15 protein-coding genes are annotated in these 14,114 nt (G+C 44.4%); 9 read left to right on the top strand and 6 right to left on the bottom strand.

Features of this window, described 5'->3' with window-relative positions:
- Positions 1 to 133 precede the first annotated feature (133 nt).
- From ACRRSW_RS03485 to ACRRSW_RS03495, 3 genes are read left to right on the top strand one after another with little or no spacing between them, the layout of a single operon-like run.
- Positions 134 to 1,921, top strand: a complete 1,788-nt coding sequence (locus ACRRSW_RS03485) for an assimilatory sulfite reductase (NADPH) flavoprotein subunit (RefSeq protein ID WP_432460886.1) — start codon at positions 134 to 136, stop codon at positions 1,919 to 1,921.
- Positions 1,921 to 3,624: an assimilatory sulfite reductase (NADPH) hemoprotein subunit gene (cysI, locus tag ACRRSW_RS03490; protein ID WP_432460887.1), complete on the top strand. Its 1,704-nt coding sequence runs from the start codon at positions 1,921 to 1,923 to the stop codon at positions 3,622 to 3,624. The genes ACRRSW_RS03485 and cysI overlap by 1 nt, the downstream gene beginning before the upstream one ends.
- A complete protein-coding gene (locus tag ACRRSW_RS03495; RefSeq protein WP_432454596.1) occupies positions 3,617 to 4,369 on the top strand; it encodes a phosphoadenylyl-sulfate reductase in 753 nt (250 codons plus the stop codon). The genes cysI and ACRRSW_RS03495 overlap by 8 nt, the downstream gene beginning before the upstream one ends.
- Before the next feature lie 296 nt (positions 4,370 to 4,665).
- On the opposite strand, the gene ACRRSW_RS03500 is transcribed toward ACRRSW_RS03495, so the two are convergent.
- From ACRRSW_RS03500 to ACRRSW_RS03515, 4 genes are all read right to left on the bottom strand, one after another.
- On the bottom strand, positions 4,666 to 5,487 hold the full coding sequence (locus tag ACRRSW_RS03500) for a TIGR03899 family protein (protein ID WP_432460888.1): 822 nt from the start codon (positions 5,485 to 5,487) through the stop codon (positions 4,666 to 4,668).
- A gap of 246 nt (positions 5,488 to 5,733) precedes the next feature.
- A complete protein-coding gene (locus ACRRSW_RS03505; RefSeq protein ID WP_432454594.1) occupies positions 5,734 to 6,276 on the bottom strand; it encodes a YtfJ family protein in 543 nt (180 codons plus the stop codon).
- 75 nt (positions 6,277 to 6,351) lie between these two features.
- Complete coding sequence (locus ACRRSW_RS03510) at positions 6,352 to 7,278, bottom strand: hypothetical protein (RefSeq protein WP_432454593.1); 927 nt, start codon at positions 7,276 to 7,278, stop codon at positions 6,352 to 6,354.
- A gap of 80 nt (positions 7,279 to 7,358) precedes the next feature.
- Positions 7,359 to 7,598 carry a hypothetical protein gene (locus tag ACRRSW_RS03515; RefSeq protein ID WP_432454592.1) on the bottom strand — a complete coding sequence of 80 codons (240 nt, stop codon included), beginning with the start codon at positions 7,596 to 7,598 and terminating at the stop codon, positions 7,359 to 7,361.
- Positions 7,599 to 7,647: 49 nt separating this feature from the next.
- Here ACRRSW_RS03515 and ACRRSW_RS03520 point away from each other — a divergent pair, with 49 nt between their 5' ends.
- Entirely contained in the window at positions 7,648 to 7,980 is a 333-nt protein-coding gene (locus ACRRSW_RS03520; protein WP_432460889.1) for a hypothetical protein, read from the top strand.
- 67 nt (positions 7,981 to 8,047) lie between these two features.
- A complete protein-coding gene (mpl, locus tag ACRRSW_RS03525; RefSeq protein ID WP_432454590.1) occupies positions 8,048 to 9,397 on the top strand; it encodes a UDP-N-acetylmuramate:L-alanyl-gamma-D-glutamyl-meso-diaminopimelate ligase in 1,350 nt (449 codons plus the stop codon).
- A 34-nt stretch (positions 9,398 to 9,431) separates the two neighbouring features.
- On the opposite strand, the gene ACRRSW_RS03530 is transcribed toward mpl, so the two are convergent.
- Positions 9,432 to 10,049, bottom strand: coding sequence for a TetR/AcrR family transcriptional regulator (locus ACRRSW_RS03530; RefSeq protein WP_432454589.1), 618 nt, complete (start codon positions 10,047 to 10,049; stop codon positions 9,432 to 9,434).
- Between the two features lie 292 nt (positions 10,050 to 10,341).
- Here ACRRSW_RS03530 and hpt point away from each other — a divergent pair, with 292 nt between their 5' ends.
- The 4 genes from hpt to trmB are packed head-to-tail and all read left to right on the top strand — an operon-like array spanning position 10,342 to position 13,280.
- Positions 10,342 to 10,872, top strand: a complete 531-nt coding sequence (hpt, locus tag ACRRSW_RS03535; protein WP_432454588.1) for a hypoxanthine phosphoribosyltransferase — start codon at positions 10,342 to 10,344, stop codon at positions 10,870 to 10,872.
- A 55-nt stretch (positions 10,873 to 10,927) separates the two neighbouring features.
- Entirely contained in the window at positions 10,928 to 11,845 is a 918-nt protein-coding gene (locus ACRRSW_RS03540; RefSeq protein WP_432454587.1) for an ABC transporter ATP-binding protein, read from the top strand.
- On the top strand, positions 11,842 to 12,615 hold the full coding sequence (locus tag ACRRSW_RS03545; RefSeq protein ID WP_432454586.1) for an ABC transporter permease: 774 nt from the start codon (positions 11,842 to 11,844) through the stop codon (positions 12,613 to 12,615). The genes ACRRSW_RS03540 and ACRRSW_RS03545 overlap by 4 nt, the downstream gene beginning before the upstream one ends.
- Positions 12,612 to 13,280: a tRNA (guanine(46)-N(7))-methyltransferase TrmB gene (gene trmB, locus ACRRSW_RS03550; protein ID WP_432461093.1), complete on the top strand. Its 669-nt coding sequence runs from the start codon at positions 12,612 to 12,614 to the stop codon at positions 13,278 to 13,280. The genes ACRRSW_RS03545 and trmB overlap by 4 nt, the downstream gene beginning before the upstream one ends.
- On the opposite strand, the gene ACRRSW_RS03555 is transcribed toward trmB, so the two are convergent.
- Complete coding sequence (locus tag ACRRSW_RS03555; RefSeq protein WP_432454585.1) at positions 13,277 to 14,113, bottom strand: nitrate- and nitrite sensing domain-containing protein; 837 nt, start codon at positions 14,111 to 14,113, stop codon at positions 13,277 to 13,279. The two genes, trmB and ACRRSW_RS03555, sit on opposite strands and share 4 nt — an antisense overlap.
- Position 14,114: the final 1 nt, after the last annotated feature.

Raw genomic sequence — 14,114 nt, forward strand, 5'->3', positions numbered from 1 at the left:
TCACATAGTGGACATGCTTCACGGTGCGGTGATCTTATATTTCCTAAAGTTATAAAGAATCCCTTTTTATTCTTTATTGTCTGGACTCTGGCGTGGTTAAACTAGCAGCAATTGTGATTTAGGGTGTGAAAAAATGCTGTTAAAGGAACTTTCGTCATTGGCCAGCCCACTGTCTGAACAACAGGTGAGTTTGTTACAACAAGCAACGGCTGAACTATCGGCTACTCAGTTAGCTTGGGTCAGTGGGTATTTAGCTGGAATTGGTCAGAATTCTGGACAATTGGTACCCCAAGCGGTAGCGCACGCAGCGGCTAAGTTAACCATTCTTTACGCCTCTCAAACGGGGAATGCTAAGGGCGTTGCGGAAGAATTGTTGAGCGCGGCGCAGGCCAAGGGCATCAATGCAGAGTTAGTCAATGTTGCCGACTATAAAACCAAGAGTTTGAAGACCGAAAGCCATTTGTTGCTGGTGAGTAGCACTAACGGGGAAGGCGAACCACCCGATGACGCGATTGAATTCCATGAGTTTTTGGTTTCAAAGAAAGCGCCTAAGTTAGCGCAGTTGAAATACGGTGTATTGGCCTTAGGTGATTCAAGCTACGAGTTTTTCTGCCAAACCGGTAAGGATTTTGATGAACGCTTAGCCGCCTTAGGCGCTGAACGTCTTTGTGAGCGAGTCGACTGTGATGTTGACTACGATAAAGACGCACAAGCTTGGGCGGAGCAAGCGTTAGCGCAAGTACAGCAAACCTTGCAAAGCGCGCCCAGTAGCGCGACAGCAAATTTGGCAGCTAGTACGCCAAGCAGTCGTCAATATAATAAGAAAAACCCCTATACAGCCGAGCTGTTGGTTAGCCAAAAAATTACCGGTCGTGATTCGGCTAAAGATGTTCGCCATGTCGAAATTGATCTCGCAGAATCAGGCTTACAATATCAGGCAGGTGATGCCCTTGGAGTATGGTTTGAAAATGACCCTCAGTTGGTGGAGCAAATTCTCACGCGCTTAGTTTTGAGTGCCGATGAGGAGGTCTCGATCGATGGGCAGCCGCTTGCTCTGGCAAAGGCCCTCACTAGCAAGTTAGAAATCACTCAAACCAGCGGTGCCTTTGTCGAAGCCTGGGCGAGTTGGTCGCAGAGCAAAAAATTACAGGCACTGGTGGCCGATAAAAACAAACTGCGGGAGTATGCTGCGAGTCATCAGGTAATCGACGTATTACTTGAGAAAAAAGCTAACGTGACTGCGCAGCAGTTGGTGGATGGATTGCGTCATTTAACCCCTCGCTTATATTCGATTGCTTCCAGCCAAGCGGAAGTTGAGGAAGAAGTCCATCTCACCGTGGGAGTCGTGAATTACCAACAGGGTGAGCAGCAACGTTTTGGCGGAGCTTCAGGATTTTTTGCGCGCGCTGAAGAGGGCGCTGCGGTCAAAGTTTTTGTGGAGCATAATGATAACTTCCGTTTACCCAGCCAGCCCGATACGCCAGTGATTATGGTTGGTCCGGGAACCGGCATCGCGCCATTCAGGGCCTTCTTACAGCAGCGTGATGCCAGTGATGCTGAAGGTAAAAACTGGTTGTTTTTTGGCGACCAAACCTTTACTCAGGACTTTTTGTACCAAACCGAGTGGCAGGGCTATCTTAAATCCGGTTTGCTCACCAAGTTGGATGTGGCCTTCTCGCGCGATCAAGCGGAAAAAATCTATGTGCAAGATCGCCTCAAAGAGAATGCCGCTGAAGTTTATCAATGGTTAGAATCCGGGGCTCACTTCTACGTGTGCGGGGATGCCAATCGAATGGCGAAAGATGTACACCAAGCGCTGATCGAGATTATTGCTGAGCAGGGAGCGAAAAGCCCTGAGCAAGCGGAAGAGTATTTAAAACAGTTACGTAGTGCCAAGCGTTATCAGAAGGATGTTTACTAATGAGTGATAATTTAATTGTTGAAGGCAAATTGTCGGATAACGAGCGCCTGAAACGAGAAAGTAACTTCCTGCGTGGCACCATTGAAGCCGATCTGCAGGATCGGATCAGCGGTGGTTTTAGCGCCGATAACTTTCAGCTAATTCGTTTCCATGGCATGTATCAGCAAGATGATCGGGATATTCGAGCGGAACGAACCAAGCAAAAATTAGAGCCGCTACATAACGTGATGTTGCGGGCGCGGATGCCGGGCGGAATTATTCAGCCCAAGCAATGGTTGGCCATCGACAAATTTGCCAGCGAAAAAACTATGTATGGCAGCATTCGTTTAACCACCCGTCAAACTTTCCAGTTTCACGGTGTGTTAAAACCAAATATTAAGTTGATGCATCAAACTTTGGATAGTATTGGTATTGATTCGATTGCCACCGCTGGCGACGTTAACCGCAACGTCTTGTGTACCAGTAATCCGGTTGAATCAGAATTGCATCAGCAGGCTTACCTGTGGGCCACTAAGATTAGTGAACACTTACTGCCGAAGACACGAGCTTATGCTGAAATTTGGCTCGACGGTGAAAAAATAGAAGGTGGTGACGAAGAGCCTATCCTCGGCTCAAATTATTTGCCGCGTAAGTTTAAAACCACAGTGGTGATCCCACCGCATAACGACATTGACGTGCATGCCAACGATCTTAACTTCGTGGCCATTGCCGAACAAGGGCAGTTGATTGGCTTCAATGTTCTCGTCGGTGGGGGCTTGGCTATGACTCATGGTGATAAGTCGACCTATCCACGTCGAGCGGATGACTTTGGTTTTATTCCCTTAGCTAAAACTCTCGATGTTGCCGCTGCAGTGGTCACCACGCAACGTGATTGGGGGAACCGAGTTAATCGTAAGAATGCCAAGACCAAGTACACCCTCGATCGGGTGGGGATCGATACTTTTAAAACGGAAGTTGAAAAACGAGCGGGGATTCAGTTTGAAGCGAGCCGTCCTTATGAGTTCACATCGCGTGGCGATCGCATCGGTTGGGTCGAAGGGATTGATGGTAAGCACCACTTAACCTTGTTTATTGAGAATGGCCGCTTGCTTGATTATCCGGGCAAACCCCTAAAAACCGGCTTGGCTAAGATTGCCGAAATTCATCAAGGTGATTTTCGCATGACCGCCAACCAAAATTTGGTGGTAGCAGGGGTCCCTGCTGCGCAGAAGGCTCAGATTGAAGCCTTAGCGCGTGAACATGGTTTAATGAATGATAGCCATAGTCAGCAGCGCTTCAATTCCATGGCTTGTGTGGCTTTTCCTACCTGTCCATTAGCGATGGCCGAGGCAGAACGTTATTTGCCGAGCTTGGTTGATGATGTAGAAAGCCTATTAAATAAACATAACATGGCCGAGCAACATATTATTTTGCGGGTCACTGGCTGCCCCAATGGCTGTGGCCGTGCCATGTTGGCTGAAGCTGGTTTAGTGGGTAAAGGGCCTGGTAAGTACAATTTATATTTAGGTGGTAACCAAAGTGGAACACGTATTCCTAAGCTCTATTTAGAGGGCATCGATGAACAACAAATTCTGTCGGAACTTGACGGTTTAATTGCTCGCTGGTCGGTAGAACGTGAATCTGAAGAAGCTTTTGGTGACTTTGTTATTCGTGTTGGTATCGTCGCTGAAGTTAAAGTAAGCGCTAGGGATTTTCATGCCTAACTTAGATTTGCAGCAGCTAGTTAAGCTGCCGCATGAGTTAAGAAAAGCAGAGTTAGCCTCGGTCAATCAGACCTTAGAGGCTAAAACTGCACAGCAGCGTATTGAGTGGGCTTTAGAGCACTTACCACAACAGGCGGTGCTTACTTCGAGCTTTGGTATTCAAGCGGCTGTGAGCTTGCATATGTTGACTCAAGTAAAGCCAGATATGCCAGTGATTTTGACTGATACGGGCTACTTATTTCCTGAAACCTATCGTTTTATCGATGAACTGACGGCCCGTTTGAACCTAAATTTAAAAGTGTATCGAGCTCAGCAGTCTAATGCTTGGCAAGAGGCGCGCTTCGGTAAGCTTTGGGAGCAGGGGGTCGAGGGCTTGAAGCAGTACAATACGCTTAACAAGGTCGAGCCGATGCAGCGGGCTTTTCAAGAACTAAATGTTCAAACTTGGTTCTCGGGTTTACGTCGTAGCCAATCATCGAGCCGTTCAGAGCTGCCTGTGCTGCAGATCCAAAATGGGAGTTTCAAATTGTTGCCAATTATTGATTGGAGCAATAAGGACGTGCATTACTATTTGCAAGAGCATTCCTTACCCTATCATCCGCTCTGGGAGCAGGGTTATGTTTCGGTAGGGGATGTGCAAACGTCACAACCCTTACAGGCGGGTATGAGTGAGGAAGACACCCGTTTTTACGGTTTGAAACGTGAATGTGGGATCCACGAAGAAGTTGCGGGAAGTGGTATTTAATGAATATGTAGCTCATATGAGCTCCAAACAATTCAAATGCTGGTGGGGTGGTTATTAAACCATTCTGCTGGTAGGTCTGATAAGTTCAGGCTCGTTTTGTTGGTGCTTTTATGGCCTGCTTGAAAGGGGGATTTACTGCTATCGCTTATCTTTTTGTGTGGTACTTAAAGTCATAGAAATGCCTGTTGAAGTATTCTGCGCAGTTTATCGCTTATAACATTCGCTGAGGTAAGTCTTTGGGATTGCGATATTTTGCTGCTAATTCAGGGAGTACCCAAGTCTAAACGTTGCTCCGCTCAAACTAATTCGAAGTAGTTTTGTAATAATACGCTCAGTTGTTCCTGATAAGATGGCTGTGGCTGTTTTTCAATCAGTTTCGCCAACTCGTCACCAATCGGTGTAAAACGATGATAAGTCAATTTCACTCCTTTATAGCGAGAACGTAGTTGATATTGGGTTGTCCCGTGGGTTAGTGCGGTATTGTGTTGAATAGAAGGGCGAATTTCTAATTCTCGATCGAACAGCAGACCTAATTCGGTGAGCTGTAAAATATAGTGATAAGGCATCCGGTGCTGGCCTAAGCTTATTTTTTCCAACCTAGCTCTTACCAAGCCTAAGTTACTCGCTGGCCTGACGGCTCCGGTGATGATCTTGTGATTGCTTTCCCCCCCGACCGTTGAACTGAGCTCACAAGCCGTATGAAACCATAAAGCTTCTCTTTGCGTCATTAACTTCAAAGTCCTTAGTGCCTTGACCGAAAAGCTGCCGGGAATGCTTAATTCTTGGCTTAAAATATCGGCCCACAATAACTGCATCGATTTTACTTGGGTATTACTGGCAAGCTTTAAAAACTCGCTCATCCAATCGGCATCAGGTTCACTGCCAAGGTCTTGTTCGCTAGTTTTTTGTGCTGCAAGGAAAAATATGTTCTCTAAGTTTTTTTGTTCAACCGCTTGCTCAACAATTGAGCGAGCCTGAGCTCTTTGCGACCAAGTTGAATTGGGTTGCTGCTTTCTTAGCAAGGCATCTAAACCGCGTTGTTTGGCTATTTTTACCAGGCGTAAGCTGGTGTTTTCTACTTGGCTGGTTTTATTTTCGATGATCGGCTTGTCTGACATTGAACTCTCCCTCGCTTTAGCTGTTTTACTGAGGATTTGCGCATAAAGCAAGTTTGCTTTTGTTGTTAAAGGTGTTAAATTTAGGTTAACTAAAAACCGTGTGGGGGTAATTGTGTTAAAAAACCTTACCGTATGGGCGAAACGACACAAACTCTTAACTTTGTTAATGAGTGCTTATGTGCTTAGTTTATTGGTTCTGATGATGATGTTTGAATAGGCGTAATGCTGCTTACGCCAGAGTGACGATTAAATATGCGAGTAGATGAGTTTAATCACTTGCTTAATTTCTTGTTTGTTCAATGCCCCATCTTTGGCAAATAATATTTTACCTTGCGTATCGAGTAAAATAATCGCTGAAGATTTAGGTTTTATATCTAGTAAATCAAATAGTTGCCCATCTTTATCTAATACAAAACTAGCATGTGGAAATTTTTTCTTATTGCTTTTCAGCTTGCTTTGAACAAACATTGAAGTACCGAAAATAGCGTCATCAAGGTTCACAATAGTGGTTGTTTGATATGTTTGAGCCGCAAAGTTAGCATTTTTAATCGCCTCAATCATGGCTGCATTAATCTCTTTAGCGCTGCTGCGTCCAGCCATTGCCTGTACCAAGCGGACTTTACCTGCCAGTTGTTTGGTATTCCATGGACTATAGCTTATCTGTTCGTCAACTAGTTGTAACTCGCCCACCTTGTCTATAGAAATGTTGGGCAGAGACTCTCCCAGACTGAGGTTGAGTGCCATCACCCAAGTTGGTAGTAGGCTGAAGAACAATATTAGATATTTCACGTGCCGTTCCTTTTTATTGACAGTTAAAGCAGGTCAGACCTGTTATAAACATTTATAACAAAAAAGCAACAGATGTTAATAGAGGGCATCACTAATCAGTTCTACATCTGCGAGCTGCATCTCGTTTATCAGCTCTGAAGATCCAGAGATTAACACCAGGGTATGCTGTCCAAGAGTAATCGTTGGGCCTTCGATACCACTATTGGCGTCTATAGTTAGCCAAGCGGGTGAGGCACTACCAACGCTATGTGCAGGATAAACCATATACAGTGAATAGTCTGGGGCTAATTCACTGAGCATCAACGCCAGTAATAAGGCGCGTTCATCGCTATCCGCCAGATTATCCTTGAGTACATGGAGCGGTGGAGAAAAACTGTCACTGATTTCTCGTTTTACTGGAATGGTGAGTAGCCATGCTTGTGCCTCCGCTAGCGTTTGGTTGAGATCTTTCAAGGGCTGAAAGTTTTTTATTAATGGCAGCATTCGATTCCGATTTTGGTAGAACAGCTGCGAATAATTGGGCCGAACACAAGGGTATTGAGTGCCTCGCGGATGTCGACAAGGTAATAGACCTAAGTGGCGAAATGCGTCTTGAGTATATTGTTGGTAGGCTTCCCAAAGCATCTCGGAAGAAGGGGTATCAGGATTACTGGCTAATATTTTAAGAATATCTTTTGGTGCCGCCGTTGGCTGCTCAGCATATTGATTGATCATGACTAAAGCGTGCTCTAGGCGAGGGTTTAAGTAAGCACTAATCGCTTTGGTTGGATAAGTCAGACTATAACTGATCCTAAATTGTTCTATTGCCGATTGTTTTAAGAGTTCTTGAGAGAAATGCAGGCGCATTTGTCGTAGCTGACCTTGGGGATTTGACCATTGCCACTCGCCGTTAAAGGCTTGCTCATCTAGCGGCTTAAGCGTTAAGTCAGCGGCCGATGCAAGGGGACTAAACAGTAATACGGGCATTAAAATAAATCGCCATAAAGCCATTAAACTAAGCATCAATAGCTCCCGATATAGTGAGCGTATACTTAAGTTAATAGCAGTATTTGGTTAAATTACTAAGTTTTGTGAGTGCTTTGTTACTCGGGGCAGGCGCCTTGTTGATAGGAATTAACTTCGACATCGCCACAAGCAGAGCAGGCATTTCCATACTCTTTTAGCTTCCCTGCCACTTCTGCACATACCGGATCATATTGCATACTACAGAGTTCAGGTCGGGGGCTTTGGCAGATGTTATCAGCGTTTAATAACGGCGCTGATGTTTGACTACAAGCCATTAAAAGTAGAGCAAAAGATAAGATAGTTGAGTGCTTAATCATGGGCTATCGCCTAAACTTTCAAAAGATAATTATTGTAGATGAAATACTGATGATACGTCGATCTATTTACTTTTTTTGGGCTCTGTTCTTCAGCTTAAGCGCAGCGCAGGCGGGGCAGATTATTGTACAAAAAAGCTCAGACCCAAATAAAATTGATGTTTTCGAATTAAAAAAGGAATTGCTCGAGCAGCAACGCTGGCAAGAACAGCTTCGCGCAGAGGCTCATTTACAGTGGCTCCGAGAGTTACCTATTGGTTGTGTGGTTGGCGAGAATGGTGATTATCAATGTGGTTTAGTTTGGTATCGGCCCTACCGATATCGGCAACAGCAGTTGTTCATTGAAGTACCTAGGCCTCATTCGAGAGAGGAAAAACAACAATAGCGTAAAGTTGTGGGCATTTCGATGTTATTCTAAGGCTTAGATTTTTGCTTTAGAACAACGAACATTTATGCACATTCATATTCTAGGTATTTGTGGAACTTTTATGGGCGGCTTAGCCATGTTAGCCCGAGAGTCTGGCATGCGAGTCACTGGTAGTGATTTGAACGTTTATCCACCGATGAGCACTCAATTGGAGTCTTTAGGGATTGAGCTGATTCAAGGTTATGATCCTTCGCAGCTTGAACCCGCACCCGATCTGGTGGTGATTGGTAATGCGATGAGTCGCGGTAATCCTTGTGTCGAGTATGTGCTGGACAAAGGCTTAAAGTATTGCTCTGGCCCAGAGTGGTTAAACAATCACATCCTGCCTAATCGATGGGTATTGGCGGTGGCTGGGACTCATGGTAAAACAACGACTGCCAGTATGCTTGCTTGGATCCTCGAGGATAATGGTCTGGCGCCTGGTTATTTAATTGGAGGGGTGCCTCGCAACTTTTCCGGTTCAGCTCGTTTGGGAAATACTCCTTTTTTTGTGGTTGAAGCGGATGAATATGATAGCGCCTTTTTTGATAAGCGTTCTAAGTTTGTTCATTACCAACCTCGAACATTGTTACTCAATAACCTTGAATTTGATCATGCAGATATTTTTGAAGATTTAGCCGCAATACAAAAACAGTTTCATCATTTGTTGAGAATTGTCCCATGCTCAGGCCGGATCATTGCGCCAAAGATGAATCAAGCGATACAAGACGTGATTGCCATGGGATGTTGGTCGGAACTGGAGCTCACTGGTGAGGGCCAAAATTGGCAGTGGCAGGCGCTTAAAGATGATTGTAGTGAGTTAACCATTAGTCTTGATGGACAACAACAAGGATGCCTAAGTTGGTCGCTGATTGGGCAGCACAATGCCGAAAATGCCTTAATGGCGATAGCCGCAGCAAGGCATGTCGGGGTATTGCCAGCGCTTGCGATTGAAAGCTTGCAGCGTTTTCTGCCTCCGAAACGTCGATTAGAGTTACTTGCTAAGTTGGATGATATTCGCCTATTCGACGATTTTGCCCATCACCCCAGTGCGATTCAGAGCACCCTTGCAGGATTAAGAGCGCAAGTGGGCAAGGCAAGGATTATTGCAATCCTAGAAGCGCGCTCTAATACCATGAAGATGGGGATCCATCAGCAAAAGTTAGCCGAGAGTTTACAGCTGGCTGACTTGGTCTACCTCTATCAACCGAACGAGGATAATCAATATATATGTGATACGGCAGCACAGTTAGCACAAGCAAAAGTGTTTCAAACTGTTGAGCAGATAGTCGAACAAGTGAAGTCGGTGATGTGTGGTGGCGATCAAATACTAGTCATGAGTAATGGTGGTTTCGAAGGGATCCATGGCAAATTAAAAGCGCTATTAAGCCAATAAAAAAGGGCCTGATGAGGCCCTTGATCGTTTTTAGTTACTGACCCGGTGGGCGTAATAACGACAATACAAAGTCGTTAAGAAAGTCGACCACTTCTTGGCGCTCTGGGCTGTCTGGACGATTAATCATTTGTACCGCTAGGTACAAACCTGCATTAATCGTTTGAGCCGCTTGTAAGGCATTCAAGGCACTGCTAATTTCATTGTTGTCGAAACCAGCTTGAATACTTTCACCAATTTGTTGATTGATTTTAGCCATTACATTACTGAAGCGTGGCCAAACATCTTCGCGTACCGAAGAACTCCACTCTAACCAAATGTGAATGACATCCGAGTTGGTGTAAACCAATTCAACAAGTGCTGATAGATGGTGCTGAACGGCAGTAATGGCATTTTCATCGCTAGGATAAGTTTGTTCAACTACGCCTAACATGGTTTGCTCTACTTCCGATAAAACGGCATCAACTAAGTCTTCGCGGGTATTAAAGTAATTAAAAACCGTTGCGACCGATACATTTGCAAGTTCTGCGATTTCCGCATGACCTGCACGACCGATACCACGGCGGGCGAAAATTTCAACAGCGCATTGCATGAGCTGTTTACGACGTACTTCAGGCGACAGCCGAGTACGGCGTCTTAAGGTGCTAGTTTGCATATTTTAGTTCTCGCGTTTGTTGTTTCAATTATTATTTTTTATGAGGCATTTGTTGCTTACCATTTCAGACAAAAATCATCTAAAATATGGCGTTCAGTGCTGAAACATACACGAACATGCGAATACCTTCAGCTAAATCATAGTGTATTTACAAGCTAATTAATAGTTACTGACATAAGTAACTAATGATTTTTTTGTTAATTCATTGAAATATCGTGTGTTTATGTATTTTTTAGGTCCGGTTTATCCAAGTTTTTACTGATGGAAATCAGTTTATTAATAGGTCAGAGTTATGAAACATCGCGTAGAAGAAATGATCAGTGAGCAAGATATTGCACAACGAGTAACGGCTATTGGAGAGCAGATAAATGCCGCTTACCCCACTGACCGAAAATTAGTACTTATTGGGTTGTTACGCGGCTCATGTATTTTTCTTTCTGATCTGGCTCGTAAGATTGATCGCAAGCTAACCTTCGATTTTATGACTGTATCGAGTTACGGTAGTAGCATGGTCAGTACTCGTGATGTTCGAGTATTGAAAGATTTAGATGATGACATTAAAGGCTGTGATGTGATCATTGTCGAAGACATTATTGATACGGGCAACACTCTGAACAAGGTTAAAGAGATGCTGTCCTTGCGTGAACCAAACAGTGTGGCTATTTGTACATTATTGGATAAGCCTTCACGTCGAGAAGTTGAAGTGCCTGTTGATTGGATTGGTTTTTCTATTCCCGATGAATTTGTTATTGGTTATGGACTTGATTTTGACCAGTACTATCGCAATTTACCTTATGTAGGCAAAGTTATTCCGCTAGATTAAGCCAACTATCTTCGGGCCTAGGGGCCCATCTTTTATCTTCATTTAAGTAGTGATTATGCAGGCATTAGCAATTCAAGGTTTACAAAAAACGTACCCCGGTGGTGTTCAGGCGGTAAAAGGGTTTGATTTATCGGTAGAGCAGGGAGATTTTTTTGCACTTTTGGGACCTAACGGAGCGGGGAAGTCGACCACGATTGGCATCATTACTTCATTGGTGAATAAATCAGCCGGTAGCGTGAAAATTTTTGGTCACGATATCGATCACGACTTAGAAGCGGCTAAATCTTTTGTTGGACTAGTACCACAAGAATTTAATTTCAATCAGTTTGAAACAGTACTACAGATTGTGGTCAATCAAGCTGGTTATTATGGGGTTCCCCGAGCACTGGCGATGAAGCGTGCGCAAACTTATCTTTCTCAACTGGATTTGTGGGAAAAACGCGATGCACGTGCTCGCGAACTCTCTGGCGGGATGAAGCGACGCTTGATGATCGCACGGGCATTGATGCATGAGCCTAAACTTCTTATTTTAGATGAGCCGACCGCTGGGGTTGATATTGAGTTAAGACGTTCGATGTGGGCTTTTCTTCAGCGACTCAATGCTCAAGGCATTACGATCATTCTTACGACTCACTATTTGGAAGAGGCGGAAATGCTCTGCCGTAACATTGGTATCATCGATAAGGGGCAGTTGGTTGAAAACACTTCGATGAAGCAATTGTTGTCTAATTTAAACATCGAAACTTTTATTTTTGATATTGAAGATGGGATCGAAACGGTGGCATTAAATGGTTTCGCCACTCGAGTAACCGATGCTCATACGTTAGAAGTGGATGTTGAAAAACAACAGGGCCTGAATGCAGTGTTCCGTTTGCTTGATGAAGCAGGCATTGTGGTGAAAAGTATGCGCAATAAGGCGAACCGTTTGGAAGAATTGTTTGTCAACTTAGTCGCTGATGGGAGACAAGCATGAATTTAAGCTTATATTGGACTGCGCTGAGTAGTATTTTAACCAAAGAGGTCATTCGTTTTGGTCGAATTTGGGTGCAAACTCTAGTACCTCCAGCGATCACCATGAGTTTATATTTTGTTATTTTTGGTAACTTGATTGGTTCGAGAATCGGTGAAATGGGCGGCTATAGTTATATGCAGTTCATCGTGCCAGGTTTGATCATGATGTCGGTGATTACCAATTCCTATTCCAATGTGGCGTCGTCATTTTTTAGCTGTAAGTTTCAACGTAATATTGAGGAGTTATTGGTCGCGCCAGTACCAAATTATATTATTATTTTAGGTTTTGTGGGCGGTGGCGTGGTGCGAGGTTTATGTGTCGGCTTCCTTGTGACCATGGTCTCGCTGTTTTTTGTACCTTTGCACCTGCATAGTGTAGCGGCCATTATTTTCACAGTACTACTCACTTCCATTTTGTTTTCTTTAGGGGGGTTGATTAATGCCATCTATGCCAATAGCTTCGATGATATCAGTATTATTCCTACCTTTATTTTGACGCCACTGACTTACTTAGGTGGCGTCTTTTATTCAATTAGTTTGTTGCCAAGCTTTTGGCAGGGCTTATCACAAGTGAACCCTATTGTTTATATGGTGAATGCTTTCCGTTTCGGTTTTCTGGGTATTAGTGATGTTTCGCTAGTGCTATCGTATACGATGATATTAGCGTCGATTGCTATCTTGTATACATGGGCATTTATTTTAATTAAACGTGGTTATGGTTTGAGGTCATAATGGAGGGGAATTCTCGCAGTGTTAGCTCTAATCAACAAGGTATTCACGAGAATTTGCAAAAAGTGGTGCGACGCCACTTACAGCAGCCCTTCCAAAAGCCTTATCAACAGCACACCTTAGAAGCGTTCTTGAATTTAGAAAAGCAGCTTGCTGCTGCAGACCGCCCACTGATATTGGATTCTTGTTGCGGTACCGGACTGAGTACGGCTGCGCTTGCTCAACTTCATCCAGAGGCCTTGGTTGTTGGCTTAGATAAGTCGGCTCACCGCTTAACCAAGCACCAAGCGCATTTTGACCAAGCCGGGCAAAATTATATTTTGCTACAAGTCGATTTAAACGATTTTTGGCGTTTGGCTTGTGAAGCTGGCTGGCAGCCAAGCCATCACTATTTGTTATATCCCAATCCTTGGCCAAAGTCGCGGCATCTGCAGCGGCGCTGGCATGGGAGCGCGGTGTTCCCCTACCTCCTAAAACTTGGCGGGCAGTTAGAGCTGCGTAGTAATTGGCAGACCTATTTAGATGAATTTCAAATGGCCTTACAATTAGCGGGTTACAGTAGTCAAATTCTCCCTTATCAAACCGAAACACCGATGACCGCTTTCGAGCGCAAATATCAAAATAGTGGGCAAGGCTTATGGCAGTTACGCAGCCAGTTATCGGCTTAATGTTTCGTCGTCTGGTTTGCTTCCAAATGGGCTATTCCTGCATCAAATAGCTGGTATAGCCCATCTAATACGGCGCTAGCCTGCTGAAAATAATCGGCAACATTGATGGTTGGTCGAGGTTTGTTAATGAGTTCTAGCTGAATGGTCTGAAGCAGTTTTTCTAGTAAAGGTTGATAACTGGGATCCTGTGGAATGAAACTATCGGCAAAGTGATTGAGAGAATGTGCATCTATTTGGGCAATCTTGTTGTGTAAAAATGCTAAGCGGATCCGCTCGACGCTGCTGCTTTGATTGGCAGCGGCCAAGCCTGAGCCAAGCGCTCTTGCTTGGCCGATAGATTCAGCGGTTTCCAATAGTTCAAACCAGAGAAAATCGATATTTTTATGCTGCTTACTGAGGTTGGCCAAGCTGTAAAAACCAGCTAAATCTTGGGCTAAAAACAGTAGGTTTTTAATCATTAGGCTATGTTGAGCGATATTATTTTCTAAATTGTTATTCTGCCAACTGTGTTGCAGGCTTTGCCAGTGTTGACTAAAGCTGTCCCAACGAGCTTGCTCGGCGATGAACTGATCTTCGCAGAGGGTGCTTTGATAGCGGCGAATTTGCTGTTGTTGTGTGGCAAGCTCAGCTTCTGCTTGAGTATTCCCTTTTAAGATCGCAGAGCTCAATCCACGGTGCTTTTGTAAAGCAACGAGCAGATTTTTGAGTTGTTTTAAAGTATTTAGCCCAGCATATTGCTGTTGGCTGTGTTGTTTGCCTAGCAGCCAGGAGAGGCTGAGCCCCAGAGCAATGATGCTTAAGACACTGATGGCGATAATCGCGCTGGTATTCATG

Origin of the sequence: Agarivorans sp. QJM3NY_25, assembly GCF_050870875.2 — a bacterium.
Classification (GTDB): Bacteria; Pseudomonadota; Gammaproteobacteria; order Enterobacterales; family Celerinatantimonadaceae; genus Agarivorans.